At 66.5% G+C, this 16,218-nt stretch carries 18 protein-coding genes; 10 read left to right on the forward strand and 8 right to left on the reverse strand.

Translation table 11 applies throughout. The features are described 5' to 3' along the window. Positions 1–178: 178 nt before the first annotated feature. Complete coding sequence (locus ABIC94_RS07210) at positions 179–652, reverse strand: outer membrane protein assembly factor BamE (protein ID WP_354372350.1); 474 nt, start codon at positions 650–652, stop codon at positions 179–181. 69 nt (positions 653–721) lie between these two features. Here ABIC94_RS07210 and ABIC94_RS07215 point away from each other — a divergent pair, with 69 nt between their 5' ends. The 7 genes from ABIC94_RS07215 to ABIC94_RS07245 all read left to right on the forward strand — a co-directional run bounded on the left by ABIC94_RS07215 (position 722) and on the right by ABIC94_RS07245 (position 6,308). Further along, the gene (locus ABIC94_RS07215; RefSeq protein ID WP_354372351.1) at positions 722–928 is read left to right on the forward strand and encodes a DUF3460 family protein; all 207 of its coding nucleotides are present in this window, start codon (positions 722–724) and stop codon (positions 926–928) included. A 70-nt stretch (positions 929–998) separates the two neighbouring features. Next, the gene (locus ABIC94_RS07220) at positions 999–1,835 is read left to right on the forward strand and encodes a segregation and condensation protein A (RefSeq protein WP_354372352.1); all 837 of its coding nucleotides are present in this window, start codon (positions 999–1,001) and stop codon (positions 1,833–1,835) included. Positions 1,836–1,867: 32 nt separating this feature from the next. Continuing rightward, on the forward strand, positions 1,868–3,451 hold the full coding sequence (gene nadB, locus ABIC94_RS07225; protein WP_354372441.1) for an L-aspartate oxidase: 1,584 nt from the start codon (positions 1,868–1,870) through the stop codon (positions 3,449–3,451). 76 nt (positions 3,452–3,527) lie between these two features. Then, a complete protein-coding gene (panB, locus tag ABIC94_RS07230; protein WP_354372353.1) occupies positions 3,528–4,427 on the forward strand; it encodes a 3-methyl-2-oxobutanoate hydroxymethyltransferase in 900 nt (299 codons plus the stop codon). Between the two features lie 12 nt (positions 4,428–4,439). Beyond that, the gene (gene panC, locus ABIC94_RS07235; protein ID WP_354372354.1) at positions 4,440–5,291 is read left to right on the forward strand and encodes a pantoate--beta-alanine ligase; all 852 of its coding nucleotides are present in this window, start codon (positions 4,440–4,442) and stop codon (positions 5,289–5,291) included. After that, positions 5,288–5,926 carry a 7-carboxy-7-deazaguanine synthase gene (gene queE / locus ABIC94_RS07240; protein WP_354372355.1) on the forward strand — a complete coding sequence of 213 codons (639 nt, stop codon included), beginning with the start codon at positions 5,288–5,290 and terminating at the stop codon, positions 5,924–5,926. Before panC ends, queE begins: the two co-directional genes overlap by 4 nt. A 19-nt stretch (positions 5,927–5,945) precedes the next feature. Next, the gene (locus tag ABIC94_RS07245) at positions 5,946–6,308 is read left to right on the forward strand and encodes a 6-carboxytetrahydropterin synthase (protein WP_354372356.1); all 363 of its coding nucleotides are present in this window, start codon (positions 5,946–5,948) and stop codon (positions 6,306–6,308) included. A gap of 130 nt (positions 6,309–6,438) precedes the next feature. Here ABIC94_RS07245 and nadA read toward each other — a convergent pair whose 3' ends face one another. From nadA to ABIC94_RS07275, 6 genes are all read right to left on the reverse strand, one after another. Next, positions 6,439–7,560, reverse strand: coding sequence for a quinolinate synthase NadA (gene nadA, locus ABIC94_RS07250; RefSeq protein WP_354372357.1), 1,122 nt, complete (start codon positions 7,558–7,560; stop codon positions 6,439–6,441). 8 nt (positions 7,561–7,568) lie between these two features. After that, positions 7,569–8,447, reverse strand: a complete 879-nt coding sequence (nadC, locus tag ABIC94_RS07255) for a carboxylating nicotinate-nucleotide diphosphorylase (RefSeq protein ID WP_354372358.1) — start codon at positions 8,445–8,447, stop codon at positions 7,569–7,571. A 17-nt stretch (positions 8,448–8,464) separates the two neighbouring features. Next, positions 8,465–9,508: an NAD(P)H-dependent glycerol-3-phosphate dehydrogenase gene (locus ABIC94_RS07260; RefSeq protein WP_354372359.1), complete on the reverse strand. Its 1,044-nt coding sequence runs from the start codon at positions 9,506–9,508 to the stop codon at positions 8,465–8,467. Positions 9,509–9,533: 25 nt separating this feature from the next. Further along, a complete protein-coding gene (gene secB / locus ABIC94_RS07265; RefSeq protein ID WP_354372360.1) occupies positions 9,534–9,998 on the reverse strand; it encodes a protein-export chaperone SecB in 465 nt (154 codons plus the stop codon). Between the two features lie 128 nt (positions 9,999–10,126). Next, a complete protein-coding gene (gene grxC, locus ABIC94_RS07270) occupies positions 10,127–10,387 on the reverse strand; it encodes a glutaredoxin 3 (RefSeq protein ID WP_354372361.1) in 261 nt (86 codons plus the stop codon). A gap of 20 nt (positions 10,388–10,407) precedes the next feature. Then, positions 10,408–10,794, reverse strand: a complete 387-nt coding sequence (locus ABIC94_RS07275; RefSeq protein WP_436317954.1) for a rhodanese-like domain-containing protein — start codon at positions 10,792–10,794, stop codon at positions 10,408–10,410. A gap of 106 nt (positions 10,795–10,900) precedes the next feature. Between ABIC94_RS07275 and gpmA the strand changes: the two genes are divergently transcribed. From gpmA to ABIC94_RS07290, 3 genes are all read left to right on the forward strand, one after another. Further along, positions 10,901–11,644, forward strand: a complete 744-nt coding sequence (gene gpmA / locus ABIC94_RS07280; RefSeq protein WP_354372362.1) for a 2,3-diphosphoglycerate-dependent phosphoglycerate mutase — start codon at positions 10,901–10,903, stop codon at positions 11,642–11,644. A 103-nt stretch (positions 11,645–11,747) separates the two neighbouring features. Then, on the forward strand, positions 11,748–13,190 hold the full coding sequence (locus ABIC94_RS07285) for a S41 family peptidase (protein WP_354372443.1): 1,443 nt from the start codon (positions 11,748–11,750) through the stop codon (positions 13,188–13,190). A gap of 97 nt (positions 13,191–13,287) precedes the next feature. Next, on the forward strand, positions 13,288–14,046 hold the full coding sequence (locus ABIC94_RS07290; protein WP_354372363.1) for a HesA/MoeB/ThiF family protein: 759 nt from the start codon (positions 13,288–13,290) through the stop codon (positions 14,044–14,046). Positions 14,047–14,070: 24 nt separating this feature from the next. On the opposite strand, the gene ABIC94_RS07295 is transcribed toward ABIC94_RS07290, so the two are convergent. Beyond that, entirely contained in the window at positions 14,071–16,083 is a 2,013-nt protein-coding gene (locus ABIC94_RS07295) for an AsmA family protein (RefSeq protein ID WP_354372364.1), read from the reverse strand. Positions 16,084–16,218: the final 135 nt, after the last annotated feature.

Raw genomic sequence — 16,218 nt, forward strand, 5'->3', positions numbered from 1 at the left:
TCATAGACAGGTAGTTATTAAGTTTCAGCCATAAGTCGCCCACGGCTAGGTCGCCGCTATTTCCATCTGCAACTGTGCCGAGGAGACCCAGGACCGCCCAATGAATTCGGTGCAGATGTGATATCGGCCCACAGGCCGCGAATTAACTTTAGCAATCAAGCTGCACCGAGTAAGCCAACTAATTTGCCTCGGTGCTCCGGTCGGGTGAAGAGCCGCTGCGCACCACGCGCTGGTCGTCGTTGAGCGTGGCGGTAAACACCATGGGCGAACTGGGCGGCTGGACCCAGCGCCACTCCCATTCGGTTTCGCGCTTGAGCGCGTAGGGCGTGACCTTCGCGGGCTTGCCGAGCAGCTTGCGCAGGTCTTCCATCATCATGCCCGGCTGCACCTTGGCAAAGTTCTCGGGCGTGAGCACCTGGCGCAGCGCGCTCATCTTGCCGTCGGCGCCGATGATGATCATGTAGTTTTTCTGGCCCTGCGGCTGGCGGTTGTACTCGAACACGCGGCCGTTGGGCGCGTCCCAGATGTTCTCGGGCTGGCCGAATTTGGCGCGCACGTCGGCTTCGGTCGAGACGCCCTCCTCCAGTTCGCTGATGCGCTGCGGATCGCATCCCGCAAGCCCCATGACTGCCGCCAGCAAGGCCGTTGCCATGCCTATCCGCCACTGTTGTCGTCGCTTCATGCCATCCCCGGTAAAATTCGCGCTACAAAGGTCCAGTCTATGTCCATCTTCCGCCGCCCCCACTACACCTCCGAGATCACCAGCTTCATCGAGGAGATGAAAGAAAAGAAGCCGACGCTGGAAGCCGAACAGCGTGCCGGCCGCGCCCTGCTGTGGGACAAGCACCTCGACCGCAGCTTGCTCGAGGAATACAGCGAAGCCCGCGTGCCGCAGCAGCCGTACGTCTACCAGACCCAAGTCAAGTAATGGTGCCCAGCCGGCATCCATCGTTCGCCGCCGTCGCGCATGCAGCTATTGAAATGATAGCAAGCACCCGATGAAGGACAACGAGGACAACGACACGCTCGTGGCCAGCATGCCCGAAGTGGTCGACCAGGTCGCGCTCGCCAGGCTCTATGGCGAGCCGTTGTTCGCGATGCCGAAGGACCTGTACATCCCGCCCGAGGCGCTGCAGGTTTTTCTCGAGGCCTTCGAAGGCCCGCTGGACCTGCTGCTCTACCTCATCAGGAAGCAGAACTTCAACATCCTCGACATCCCGATGGCGGGGCTCACGCGGCAGTACCTGAGCTACGTCGACGAAATTCGCCAGACCAACCTGGAGCTCGCGGCCGAGTATCTGCTGATGGCCGCGATGCTGATCGAGATCAAGTCGCGCATGCTGCTGCCGCCCAAGAAGGTGGCGGAAGGCGAAGAGGCCGAAGACCCGCGCGCGGAGCTGGTGCGCCGCCTGCTCGAATACGAGCAGACCAAGCTGCAGGCCGCCTCCATCAGCGCCATGCCGACCTACGGGCGCGACTTCTGGAAGGGGCAGGTCTACATCGAGCAGTCGCTCAAGCCCCGTTTCCCCGACGTGAACGTGGTCGAGCTGCGCGACGCGTGGGCCGACATCATGAAGCGCGCCAAGCTCATCCAGCACCACAAGATTTCGCGCGAGGAGCTCAACGTGCGCGAGCACATGAGCATCGTGCTGCGGCACCTGCAGGGGCGGCGCTTCGTCGAGTTCGAAAAGCTGTTCGACGTGTCGCGCGGTGCGCCGGTGCTGATCGTCACCTTCATCGCGATGCTCGAGCTCGCGAAGGAAACGCTGATCGACATCACGCAGGCCGAGGCCTTCGCGCCCATTTACGTCCGGCTGGCGTACTCGCCGGCCTGACCTCGCCGGCGTCCATTTCCGTGAGCTCCGCCGTGCGCGACTTCGACGTCCTCATCGTCGGCAGCGGCCTCGCAGGCCTCTCGGCGGCGCTGCACCTGGCGCCGACGCACCGCGTGGCGGTACTGACCAAGCGCGCACTGAACGATGGCTCCAGCGCCTGGGCGCAGGGCGGCATTGCGGCCGTGCTGGCTGCGGGCGACAGCTTCGATGCGCATGTGGAAGACACGCTGGTGGCCGGCGCCGGGCTTTGCGACCCCGAGGCCACGCGCTTCGTCGTCGAGCATGCGCCCGAGGCCATCGACTGGCTGCGCGAACTCGGCGTGCCGTTTTCCGCCGAAGCCGACGGCGGGCTGCACCTGACGCGCGAAGGCGGCCACAGCCAGCGCCGCATCGTGCACGTGACGGACGCCACCGGCGCGGCCGTGCAGCAGACGCTGATCGAGCGCGTGCGCCGCACGCCCAACATCGCCCTCTTCGAGCACCACACGCTGGTCGACCTGATCACCGGGCCCAAGCTGGGGCTGGACGACCCGGCCTGCCTGGGCCTGTACGCGCTCGACGACGAAACCGACGAGGTGCTGAGCTTTCGCGCGCCGCACACCATCCTGGCGACGGGCGGCGCGGGCAAGGTCTACCTGTACACGACCAACCCTGACACGGCTACAGGCGACGGCATTGCCGCGGCCTGGCGCGCGGGCTGCCGGGTGTCGAACATGGAGTTCATCCAGTTCCACCCCACCTGCCTGTACCACCCGCATGCCAAGTCGTTCCTCATCAGCGAGGCCGTGCGCGGCGAGGGCGGGCTGCTGAAGCTGCCCGAATCGGCGGGAGGCACCCGCTTCATGCCCCAGCACGACGAGCGTGCCGAGCTTGCGCCGCGCGACGTGGTGGCTCGCGCCATCGACTTCGAGATGAAGAAGCACGGCCTGGACTGTGTGTACCTCGACATCTCGCACCAGAGCCCGGCGTTCCTGAACGAGCACTTTCCCAACATCCTCGCGCGCTGCGCGGAGCTGGGCATCGACATCACGCGCGAGCCCATCCCGGTGGTGCCGGCCGCGCATTACACCTGCGGCGGCGTGCTGAGCGATCTGGCCGGCCGCACCGACGTGCCGGGCCTCTACGCCATCGGCGAAACCGCCTGCACCGGCCTGCATGGCGCCAATCGCCTGGCGAGCAACTCGCTGGTCGAATGCATGGTGTTCGCGCGCGCCGCCGCCGGCGCAATTGCGGCTGCTCCGGGACGCACAGGCGTCGCGTTGCCACAGTGGGACGACAGCCGTGTGACCGACGCCGACGAGGCCGTGGTCATCTCCCACAACTGGGACGAGCTGCGCCGCTTCATGTGGGACTACGTGGGCATCGTGCGCACCAACAAGCGGCTGGAGCGCGCGAGCCATCGCATCGCACTGCTGCAGGCCGAGATTCACGAGTTCTATGCCCACTTCCACGTCACACGCGACCTGCTGGAACTGCGCAACCTGGTTCAGGTGGCCGAACTCATCGTTCGCTCGGCGCAGGCCAGGCGTGAAAGCCGCGGGCTACATTTCAGCCGCGACTATCCTTCGCTCGCCGAGCCCTCCTCGCCGACGGTACTGACGCCGCCGGCCCGCTGACCACCCCACCCGCTTTCAAACTTTTTCTTCATTCAAGGATGCCCGGCCACCGACGCCCGCAGGGAGAAACCCAACCATGTCGAACACCACAGCAACCCCTTCGTCCGAAACGCCGACGGCCGCCACGCCCTACGGCACGCTGCCCTCGGCCTCGCTGCCCGCATCGCGCAAGCCCGTGAGCCTGCCGCGCCTGGCCGACATGCATGCGCGCGGCGAGAAGATCTCGATGCTCACCGCCTACGACGCCACCTTTGCGGCCATGGCCGATGCCGCGGGCATCGACTGCCTGCTGGTCGGCGATTCGCTCGGCATGGTCTGCCAGGGCCTGAACAGCACCGTGGGCGTGAGCCTGGACACCATGCGCTATCACACCGACAGCGTCTCGCGGGGCCTGCGCCGCGTGCAGGGCACGGCTTGGCTGATTGCCGACCTGCCCTTCGGCAGCTACCAGGAGTCGCGCGAACAGGCCTTGCGCAGCGCCACGGTGCTGATGCAGGCGGGCGCGCACATGGTCAAGCTCGAAGGCGGCGGCTGGACCACCGAGACAGTGCGCTTCCTGGTCGAGCGCGGCATTCCGGTGTGTGCCCACCTGGGCCTCACGCCGCAGACCGTGCATGCACTGGGCGGCTACCGCGTGCAGGGCAAGGGCGATGCTGGAGCGCTGTTGAAGCAGCATGCGCACGCACTGCAGGACGCAGGCGCCACGATGCTGGTGCTCGAGATGGTGCCGGCCGCACTGGCCGCCGAGCTCACGAATGAACTGAAGCACTGCGCCACCATCGGAATCGGGGCGGGCAAGGGCACCGCCGGCCAGGTGCTGGTGTTGCACGACATGCTGGGCATCAACCTCGGAAAGATGCCGAAGTTCGTACGCAACTTCATGGCCGACGCGCCGGGCGTGCTGCCCGCCCTCAAGGCCTACGTGCAGGCCGTGAAAGACGGCAGCTTCCCCGACGATCGACTCCACGCCTGGTAAGGAACAGAGACCATGTACATCGCACACACCATCGCCGAACTGCGCAGCCATCTGGCCGCTTTCAAGCACCCCGCCTTCGTCCCCACCATGGGCAACCTGCACGACGGCCACCTCGCGCTGATCAAGCAGGCCAAGCCGCTGGGTGACGTGACGGTGGCGAGCATCTTCGTCAACCGCCTGCAGTTCCTGCCGCATGAAGACTTCGACACCTATCCGCGCACCTGGGACAGCGACTGCGAGAAGCTGCGCGCGGCCGGCTGCGACGTGCTGTTCGCGCCCGACGAAAAAGCGCTCTACCCCGAGCCGCAGACCTGCAAGGTGCACCCGGACCCGGCGCTGGCCGACATCCTCGAAGGCCATTTCCGCCCAGGCTTCTTCGTGGGCGTGTGCACGGTGGTGATGAAGCTCTTCCAGTGCGTGCAGCCGCGCGTGGCCGTGTTCGGCAAGAAGGACTACCAGCAGCTGATGATGATCCGCCACATGGTGCGGCAGTTCGCGCTGCCCATCGACATTGTCGGCAGCGAAACCTTCCGCGCGGACGACGGCCTCGCCCTGTCGTCGCGCAACGGCTACCTGAGCGAAACCGAGCGCGCGGAGGCCGTGCAGCTCTCGAAGGCGCTGAAGGCCATGGCCGCAGCCGTGCAAGCCGGTGAACGCGATTTGGCCGCAATCGAAGCGCGGGCAATGCAGACGCTCACGGAGCGCGGCTGGCAACCGGACTATCTTGTATTGCGCCGCCGCGCCGACCTGCAGGCGCCCACTTTCGGGCTGACTGGCGAACCGCTCGTGGCGCTGGCCGCGGCGCGGTTGGGCGGTACGCGACTGATCGACAACCTCGAGATCGGGAGCCCGGCTTCTTCATGACCTACAGCGTCAAGGAAATCTTCTACACCCTGCAGGGCGAAGGCGGCCAGGCGGGCATGCCGGCCGTGTTCTGCCGCTTTGCGGGCTGCAACCTGTGGACGGGCCGCGAGGAAGATCGCGATACGGCCGTTTGCCGCTTCTGCGATACCGATTTCGTAGGCACCGACGGTACGCTCGGCGGCAAGTTCAAGACTGCCGACCTGCTGGCCGACACCATCGCCGCGCAATGGCCGGCCAGCGATGCCGAGCACCGCCTGGTAGTGCTCACCGGCGGCGAGCCGCTGCTGCAGGTGGACGCCGCGCTGGTCGACGCGCTGCATGCGCGGCGCTTTCGCATTGCCGTGGAAAGCAACGGCACGGTCGCGGCGCCCGAGGGCATCGACTGGCTCTGCATCAGCCCCAAGGCCGGCGCACCGTGGGTGCAGCAGCGCGGACAAGAGCTGAAGCTGGTGTGGCCGCAGACCGAATTCGACCTCGACACCATGGCGCGCACGGGCGAGTTCACGCACCGCTTCCTGCAGCCGATGGACGGGCCCGACCGCGTGGCCAACACCGAACTGTGCATTGCCGAATGCATGCGCCAGCCCGCGTGGCGTCTCAGCGTACAAACCCACAAGATCACCGGTATCCGCTGAGCGCGGAGAGACTTTCCAGATGCGATTCACCATCAGCCAACGCTTTTTCTTCGACGCCGCCCACACCCTGAAGCGCGACATCGAGGTCGAAGGCAGCCGCCGTATTCACGGCCACACGTACCACGCCGAAGTGTGGCTTGCGGGCCAGCGCGATCCCATCACGGGCATGGTGGTCGACCTGGGGCTGCTGCGCCGCCGGCTGGATGACGTGCGCGAGCTCCTGGACCATCACCTGCTGGACGACGTGGCGGGGCTGCATCCGCCGACGCTGGAAAACTTGTGCCTGTTCATTGCGGATGCGCTGCCGGACTTTCGCGCTTCGCTCGCGCGGGTGCGCGTGTGGAGAGAGGCGCTGGGGGATAGCTGCACGCTGGAGTTCTGAGTTTTTTCTCCCTCCCCTTCCGGGGAGGGTTGGGGTGGGGGCAAGCGGCCTTCACATCGCCGCCGGCCCATTCAGCGCCGCCAGCCCCCATCCCAGCCTTCCCCCAGAGGGGGGAAGGAGCAATACGGGATCAGGCGGCGCCGATGCCTGCCACCAAGCTTCCCGGCGCCTGGCCGTTCTTGAGGCCAGCCGTAAAAGCCAGCATCCGATCAATCGGCACCCGCGCCCGCAGCCCCAGCGCCGAGTCGACATGAATTTCACCCGCGCCGGTTTCCAGCGCATTCGCCAGCTCCACCAGCCCGTTCATCGCCATCCAAGGGCAATGCGCGCAGCTCTTGCAGGTGCCCCCATTGCCGGCCGTGGGCGCCTCGATAAAAGTCTTGTCCGGGTTCAGCGTGCGCAGCTTGTGCAGCATGCCACTGTCTGTGGCAACGATGAATTCCTTCGCGTTCATGCGCTGCGCCGCATTCAGGATGGCCGAGGTGGAGCCCACCGCATCGGCCAGCGCAATCACGTCGGCCGGCGACTCGGGGTGCACCAGCACCCTTGCGGCGGGATGGGCCTTCTTCAGCAGTTCGAGCTCCAGCGCCTTGAACTCGTCATGCACGATGCAGGCGCCGTTCCAGCTGACCATGTCGGCGCCGGTCTGGCGCTGGATGTAGTCGCCCAGGTGGCGGTCCGGGCCCCAGAGAATCTTGCGGCCTTGCGCATGCAGCGCGTTCACCACGTCGAGCGCACAGCTGGAGGTCACGAGCCAGTCGGCGCGCGCCTTCACGGCCGCGCTGGTGTTGGCGTAGACGACCACGGTGCGGTCGGGATGCTGGTCGCAGAACGCGCTGAATTCATCGACCGGGCAGCCGAGGTCGAGCGAGCAGTTGGCGTCCAGGTCGGGCATGAGCACGCGCTTTTCGGGCGAGAGGATCTTGGCGGTCTCGCCCATGAAACGCACGCCCGACACCACCAGCGTGCGCGCGGCGTGGTCGCGGCCGAAGCGCGCCATTTCGAGCGAATCGCTCACGATGCCGCCGGTTTCCTCGGCCAGGTCCTGCAGGTCGGGATGCACGTAGAAATGCGAGACCATCACCGCATTGCGCTCGCGCAGCAGGCGGCGAATGCGCTCCTTCAGGGCGATGCGCTCGTCGGGCGAAGGCTCCGGCGGCACGCGCGCCCATGCGTGGCGGGTGTCGCAGGCCGAGCCGGCTTCGGCCACCGGTTGTTCGTAGTCGACATCGATGACGAAAGAAGAAACCATGGCCGCCCTCAGCCTTCCTGGAAACGCATCGAAAAATCGACGGCCTTCACGTCCTTGGTGAGCGCACCGACCGAGATGCGGTCCACGCCGGTTTCAGCCAGGGTGCGCAGGCCTTCGAGCGTCACGCCGCCGGATATCTCGAGCACGGCCTTGCGGCCATCGCCGGCCTCGTCGTTGATGCGAACGGCCTCGCGCAGCGTCGGCAGGTCCATGTTGTCGAGCAGCACCATGCGTGCGCCGGCCTCCAGCGCCTCGCACAGCTGCGCCAGCGTTTCGACCTCGACCTCGACGAAGGCCGCGCGTTCCGCCACCGGCGCCACGGCACGCAGCGCCGCGGCCACGCCGCCGGCCGCGGCGATGTGGTTTTCCTTGATGAGTACCGCGTCGTAAAGACCGATGCGGTGGTTCACGCCGCCGCCGGTGCGCACCGCGTACTTCTGCGCCAGGCGCAGGCCCGGCAAGGTCTTGCGGGTGTCGACGATGCTTGCGCGCGTGCCGCGAACGGCATCGGCATAAAGCGCGGTCTTGGTGGCGACCGCACTCAGCAGCTGAAGAAAATTGAGCGCGGTGCGTTCGGCCGTCAGCAGCGCGCGGGCCGAGCCCTCGATTTCGAGCACCGTCTGGTCGGCCGCGCAGCGCTCGCCCTCGCCGCACAGCCACTCGATGCGGGCTTGCGGATCGAGCTGCCGCACGGTGGCTTCGACCCAGGGTGCGCCGCAGACCACGGCCGATTCGCGCGCCAGCACGCGGGCGCGGGCGCGGCGGCCGGGGTCGACCAGCGAAGCGGTCAGATCACCGTCGGCCACGTCTTCCTGCAAGGCGCGGGCAGCGTCGGCCTGGGCCAGCGCGGCCACGGCCGGCGCCGAAAAATCAAAGCGAAGGCTCATGGCTCTTTTTTGTCTCGTCAGTCTTGTTGGGTTGAACCACGCGAGTCCGCGGGGGCGTGGACCGATTCGGGCACCGGGTCGCGGCCAGTCAGCGAGGCGACGGCCTCTTGCGGGCTCAGCCGGCCGTCCAGCAACGCAACCACGCCTTCGGCAATGGGCATTTCCACCCCGAGGCCGCGCGCACGCTGCACCACGGTGCGCGCGCAATACACGCCTTCGGCAACGTGGCCCAGCGAAGCCACGGCTTGCTCCAACGTATGACCCTGCGCCAGCAGCAAGCCCACCTTGCGGTTGCGCGACAAGTCGCCGGTGGCGGTCAGCACCAGGTCGCCGAGGCCGGAAAGGCCCATGAAAGTCTCGGCCCGCGCGCCGAGCGCCAGCCCGAAACGGGTCATTTCGGCCAACCCGCGCGTGATGAGCGCCGCGCGTGCGTTGAGCCCCAAGGCCAGGCCATCGCAAAGCCCGGTGGCAATCGCCAGCACGTTCTTGACCGCGCCGCCGACCTCGACACCCACGATGTCGTCGTTGGCATAGACGCGCAAGGCCGGGCCGTGGAACGCTTCGACCAGCGCCTCGCGCACCGCGGCATGCGGGCTCGCGGCCACCAGCGCAGTGGGCCGGCCTTCGGCGACTTCCTGCGCAAAGCTTGGCCCGCTGAGCACGCCCGCTAGCAATTCAGGAGCAACTTGCGCCCATATCTCGTGGGCCAGCAAGCCGAAAGTGGCAGGGGAATTGTCGATTGCGGGCTCGACGCCCTTGCAGAGCCACGCCACCGGCGCGGTCGTGCCGCGCAAGGCCGTGAGCTGCTGGCGCAAGGCGGCCATCGGCGTGGCCACGATGACGAGTTCGGCGCCCGCCTGGGCCTGGCGAAGATCGCCGGCCCGCACCGTCAGTGCGGGCGGCAGGGCCAGGCCGGGCAGATAGCGGGTGTTTTCACGCGCCTTCGAAATCGCGTCGGCCTGGGCCGCATCGCGCGCCCAGAGCGTGACCTCGTGGCGGGTTGCCGCGTTGACAGCCAGCGCCGTGCCCCAGGCACCGGCGCCATGAACGCAGATCTTCATCGGCGTTGCGGCGCTGTGCCGGGTTTTACTGCGTGACGATCGGCGAGGGCTGGCCGGCGGCCTGCGCCTGCTGCTGCTCGTACATGGCCTGGAAGTTGATTTCCGCCAGGTGCACGGGCGGGAAGCCGCCGCGCTGGATCACGTCGGCCACGTTGCCGCGCAGGTACGGGTAGACGATCTGCGGGCAGGCAATGCCGAGGATCGGGCCCATCTGGTCTTCAGGCAGGTTGCGGATCTCGAAGATGCCGGCTTGCTTGGCTTCGACCAGGAACACGGTCTTGTCCTGGATCTTGGTCTGCACGGTGGCCGACACGGTGATTTCGAAGATGCCTTCAGCCACGGGCTGGGCGTCCACGCCGAGCTGGATGTCGACCGTGGGCTGCTCTTGTTCGAGCAGGATGCCGGGCGAATTGGGCTGTTCGAGCGACAGGTCCTTGAGGTAGACGCGCTGGATCTGGAAAACGGGATCTTGGGCTTGCTGGTCGGCCATGGCTGAACTTTCGAGTATCAAAACAATGCCCGCCGGGGAGAGGTTCCCGCAGCGGGCTGCAGATGAATGAGCAGATGATTATCGCCCGGCGCCCGGACCGCTTCCGTGACGCCCGGCTGCTTTGTGTTTCAGGCGCCCTGCAGGAGCGGAACCAGGCCGCCGCGGCTGTCGAGTGCCATCAGGTCGTCGCAGCCGCCCACATGGGTGTCGCCGATGAAGATCTGCGGCACCGTGCGGCGCTGGGTGATCTCCATCATGGTGCTGCGGGCCGCGGGGTCGCTGTCGATGCGAATTTCTTCGATCTGCTCGACACCCTTGGACTTGAGGATTTGCTTCGCGCGAATGCAGTAAGGGCAGACGGCGGTGGTGTACATCTTGACGGCTTGCATAGGATGTATCTCAGGGAGATTCAGGCTTTTTCAACGGGCAGGTTAGCCTCTTTCCAGGCTTTCAGGCCGCCGGAGACGGCTTGGGCCTGCTCGTAACCGAGTTTCTTGGCCATGGCCACGGCGCGCTGGGCGCGGGCTCCGGTGGCGCACACCAGCAGCAACGGCACGTTCTTGTTCTTGACCGTACCGGTCAGCTTTTCTTCCAGCAGGTTCAGGGGAACGTTCTTGGCGCCGATCATGTGGCCGGTGGCGAACTCTTCGGGTTCGCGCACGTCGACCAGCACCGCGCGTTCGCGGTTGATGAGCTGCACCGCCCCCTGGGCCGTGAGGGTGCCGCCGCCGGCGCCGCCGCGGATCAGCGGCCAGGCCAGCATGCCACCCGAGCTGAGTGCGATCAGGATCAGCATCCAGTTCGCGGTGACGAATTCGATCAATTTCACGGGGGTTCCTTGGATGGCAAACCCGGGATTTTAGAATGCTGGTTTTTCCCAAGCGCTGCCAAAGGCCTCCCACATGCACAAACTGGTACTGATCCGCCATGGCGAATCGACCTGGAATCTCGAAAACCGCTTCACCGGATGGACCGACGTCGACCTGACCGAAACCGGCATCGAGCAGGCCAAACAGGCCGGCCGGCTGCTCAAGGCCGAGGGCTACGACTTCGACGTGGCCTACACCAGCGTGCTCAAGCGCGCCACCCGCACGCTCTGGCACACCCTGGACGAACTCGACCGCACCTGGCTGCCCGTGGTGCACTCGTGGCGCCTGAACGAGCGCCACTACGGCGCCCTGCAGGGGCTGAACAAGGCCGAAACCGCCAAGAAATACGGTGACGAGCAGGTGCTGGTCTGGCGCCGCAGCTACGGCACCCCGCCGCCGCCGCTGGAAGCCGACGACCCGCGCAGCGAACGCAGCGACGTGCGCTACGCCAAGCTCTCGCCCGAGCAGATCCCGCTGACCGAGTGCCTGAAAGACACGGTGGCGCGCGTGCTGCCGTTCTGGAACGAATCGATGGCGCCGGCCATCCGCACCGGCCGCCGCCTGGTGGTGGCGGCACACGGCAACTCGATCCGGGCTCTGGTCAAATACCTGGACGGCATTTCGGACGACGCCATCGTCGGCCTGAATATTCCCAACGGCATTCCGCTGGTCTACGAGCTCGACGACGAGCTCAAGCCGCTGCGGCACTACTACCTCGGCGACGCCGCAGCCGCCGAAAAGGCCGCTGCGGCGGTGGCTTCGCAAGGCAAGGCCTGAAAAAGAAAGCCCCTCGGCGGCGCTCCCCCGTGGAACCCCGGCAGGCAATTTGCTTCCAAGCTGTGTATATTGGTTCGACAGCCGACAAGGACAATCACTCATGATGGGCCAGAAATTGAAGATTACCGGCTGGGTCGCCGCTGGCGCCGTTGCCGGCGTCCTGACCACCGTCTCGTTGCAGACAGTCGCACGCGGCTCGCTCGCGCCGCTCCCGCTCGAAGAATTGCAGCAACTCGCCGCCGTTTTCGGCATGGTCAAGAGCGACTATGTCGAGCCGGTCGATGAGAAAAAGCTCATTTCCGACGCCATTTCCGGCATGGTCGCCGGGCTCGACCCGCATTCCCAGTACTTCGACAAGAAGTCCTTCAAGGAATTCAGGGAAGGCACGACGGGCCGCTTCGTCGGCGTCGGCATCGAAATTTCGCAGGAAGACGGCCTCATCAAGGTGGTGTCGCCCATCGAGGGCTCTCCGGCCTTCCGCGCAGGCCTGAAGCCGAACGACCTGATCACCAAGATCGACGACACCGCCGTGCGCGGCCTGTCGCTCAACGAAGCCGTCAAGCGCATGCGCGGCGAGGCCAACACCAAGGTGCTGCTGACCATCTTCCGCAAGGACGAAAGCCGCACCTTCCCGGTCACAATCACGCGCGAGGAAATCCGTACCCAGTCGGTGCGCGGCAAGGTCATGGAACCGGGCTACGGCTGGATCCGCCTGTCGCAGTTCCAGGAACGCACGGTCGACGACTTCGTGAAAAAGGTCGAAGAGATCTACAAGACGGAACCCAACCTCAAGGGCCTGGTGCTCGACCTGCGCAACGACCCGGGCGGCCTGCTCGATGCGGCCGTCGCCATCTCGGCCGCCTTCCTGCCCGAGAACGTCACGGTGGTTTCGACCGACGGCCAGCTGGCCGAGAGCAAATCCGTCTACAAGGCAGCGCCCGAGTTCTACCAGCGCCGTTCCGGCAGCGACCCGCTGCGCAACCTGCCCGCGGCCCTGAAGAACGTGCCGCTGGTGGTGCTGGTGAACGAAGGCTCGGCTTCTGCGAGCGAAATCGTGGCCGGCGCCCTGCAGGACCACAAGCGCGCCACCGTCATGGGCAGCCAGACCTTCGGCAAGGGCTCGGTGCAGACGGTGCGCCCGCTCGGACCGGACACGGGCCTGAAGATCACCACGGCGCGCTACTACACACCGAGCGGCACCTCGATCCAGGCCAAGGGCATCGTGCCCAACGTGCTGATCGACGAAAGCGCCGAGGGCAGCCCCTTCGCAGCCCTGCGTATGCGCGAGGCCGACCTCGAAAAGCACCTGGCCAGCGGCCAGGGGCCCGAAACGAAGGACCCCGAACGCGAAAAGGCCCGCGACGAAGCCCGCAAGCGCCTCGAGGAAGAAGCCAAGAAGCCGCCGCAGGACCGCAAGGTGCCCGAGTTCGGCACCGACAAGGACTTTCCGCTGATGCAGGCGCTCAACCGCCTCAAGGGCCAGCCGGTGCTGGTCAGCAAGACGCAGGTCATTGTCGAGAACAAGGACGAGAAGAAAGAAAACTGATCTGGACCTCTGCGCCTTCGGATCCAGAAATACCGCGGAACCGGCGCTGCCGGGCCGCGGTATTTTTTCGTTTGGCGCAGGCCCGGGATGAGCCACCATGAACGACGATGACCTGCTGCGCTATTCGCGCCATATCCTGCTCGAAGAATTCGGAATCGACGGGCAGGCGCGCGTCAGCGCCGGCCGTGTGCTGGTCATCGGCGCGGGCGGCCTGGGCTCTCCCGTGGCGCTGTACCTCGCGGCGGCCGGCGTCGGGCAGGTCACGCTGGTGGACGACGACGAGGTCGACCTCACCAATCTCCAGCGCCAGGTCGCCCATACGAACGCACGCGTGGGCAGCCTGAAGGTCGAATCGGCCGCACAGGCCATGCGCGACATCAACCCCGGCATTGCCATCGAGACGCACGCCCTTCGCGCCGACGAGGCGCTGCTGTCGCGCCTTGTCGCGGCCGCGGACGTGGTCGTCGACTGCTGCGACAACTTCGCGACGCGGCACGCGGTCAACCGCGCCTGCGTGGCGCACGGCAAGCCGCTGGTGGCAGGCGCCGCCATCCGCTTCGACGGCCAGTTGAGCGTGTACGACACGCGCGACGAAGCCTCCCCTTGCTATGCCTGCATTTTTCCGCCCGACGCGGCCTTCGAGGAAACGCTTTGCGCGGTGCTTGGCGTGTTCGGCCCAGTGGTCGGCACCATCGGCACGCTCCAGGCCAGCGAGGCACTGAAGCTGCTCGCGGGCATCGGGCCGTCGCTGGCGGGCAAGCTTTTGATGTTCGATGGCCGCCGCATCGCATTCGACACGCTGCAGGTTGCGCGCGATCCGCATTGCAGCGTGTGCGCGCAGCGCACGGGCGCCTGACCGCGCCCGGCCCCGCCTTCGGCGTCAGCGCTGCTTTGCGCCTTTCGCCTTGGCTGCACCCGCCGCCGCCGGACCGGTGCCGGGCTTGTTGGCCTGCGACAGCACGCTCTTGCAATCCGCATCCTCGCCCGGCCCGGTTTCGACGGTCGCAGCCAGCGCTAACAGCGGATTGATCGCTCCGAGTATCAGTGCGGCCAGGCCGCGCTCCGCCAGCGGAACGGCCTGCACCCCGCCGGAGGGCGAGCCGAAGCTGCCGCCGATGACCAGCGGCGTCCGCAGCGACAGAATGCTCGCGTCCTTGGGTTCGGGGCGCACCACGAAGTCGAGTTTTTCGGTTGCCAGATTGGCCTGGCCGGTGGCATAGAACACGGTGTCGGCGGTGTCGAGCACCATGCTGCGGCTGGTCATGACGCCCTTGTTGACGTCGAAGGCCATCGCGGCGCAGCGCAACTCGACGTTCTGGTCGCCGCGCAGCAGGAACTTGATGATCTCGGCGCCGTCCAGGCCCATGAACTCCAGCAGCAGGTTGCTGAACCGCCCTCGCCCGGTCAGGGCCGCCACATCTCCCGATGCCCCGCCGAGCCAGCTGGCCACCGAGGTGCCCCGGCCCGAGAGATTGATGCGGCCATCGAGCTTGCCGAAGCTGCTGCGCATGGTTTCGATCTTCGGAACCAGGCGATTGAGCTGCATGTTGCGCAGGTCGAGCGACGCGCGGATGTCCGCCGGGTTCTGGGTGGCATCGATGCGGATGGCGCCGGCCAGCTTGCCGCCGCCCACGCCCAGATCGAGCGGGTCGAGGGCGAGCACGCTGTTGTTCAGCTTGATCTGCACGCTGCCGCGGTCGAGTGGCACGTCGCGCACGTTGCGGATGCGCTCGGCCGTGTATTTCACGTCGGCGTTCATCGCGCGCAAGCGATCGAAGTCGAGCGTGGCGGTGGGCAGCACCTTGTCGCCCGCGGCACGCTTGACCTGCTTGATGGTCGGCGGCGGCGCCACGCCTTCGACCGCCTTGGCCGACCGCTCGGTGGGCGGCAAACCGATGAGCGGGCCCAGGTCGTCCATGTCCATCAGGCGCGAGCGCAGTTCGCCCGCAAGATGCGGCACCTGGCCGGCCTGGTCGAAGCGCATGTCGCCCGCAATGTCCGAAAGGCCGAGCCGGCCCTTGAGCCCCGCCACTTCCCACAGCTTGGCGCGCTTGCGCAGGTCGCCGCCCAGCGCGTACGGAGAAGTCTCCGGCAGTGCGATGCCCAGCAATGGAAACAGGGCGCCGAGGGTCTGGCCCTTGAGCTCGAACTTCGCGTCGATGCCGTCGAGATCGGCGAAGTCGGTCACCGTGCCCTGCGCCTTCAACCGCGTCTGGCCCGCCGCGGCATCGATCTCCATCGGAAACGGCTGCTGGCCGGCCGACCTCAGCTGAAGCACGTTGCCCGTGCGTCCTTCGGCTGTCAGGGGTTGGCCCTTGTAGCGGCCCTTGATGCGATAGCTGAGCGGAAGGTCGCCGCGGCTCGTGTCGTAGCTCACTTCCGCATGCAGATCGACGCCCAGGTGGGTGGCCAGGAAATCGACCGTCCCGCTATCGACCTCCATCAGCCCGATGACGGGAACGCTGCCGGGGTCGGAGGTGTCCTTGCCGAGCGCCCATGTGCGGCGCCCGTCCGGCTCCATCTGAAGGCCCAGCGTGGGCTTGAACAGCGCGAGGCGCGGGATCACGATCTTCTGGGTAAGCAGAGGCCAGAGCCGTATGTCGAACTCGGCGCGTTCGGCCTTGACCAGATAGGGGTCGCGGGCCCAAGGAGGATTGGCGAACTCGATGCCGTCGAACTTGACGGTGGCACCACGCAGCCCCACGCCCACATCGAGCCGGCGCGTGATCTCGAACTTGCGCCCGGTCTTCTCGCTGACGTAGCGGTTGATGGGCTCGCGCAACGTGTCCCAAGGGAAGAACGCAAACAACATCACCAGCGCAGCGAACAGCAGCACGAAGCCCGCCAATAGCTTGAGCCAGAGCGGCCGATTGCGAAGGACGTTCGTTGCCATGGAGTGTGGATATACCTGCTGTCGATCTTGCCGGGTCGGCAATGGGCCGCAGAAACCGTGCGGCATTGCCTACGGAGAGCTTCGGCGAGGCCTGTGCGTCAGAACCCGCCTACAACACCCTTCCTCCGAACCCTG

The sequence above is a fragment of the Variovorax paradoxus genome, assembly GCF_040544635.1.
In the GTDB taxonomy this organism is placed as follows: domain Bacteria; phylum Pseudomonadota; class Gammaproteobacteria; order Burkholderiales; family Burkholderiaceae_C; genus Variovorax; species Variovorax paradoxus_R.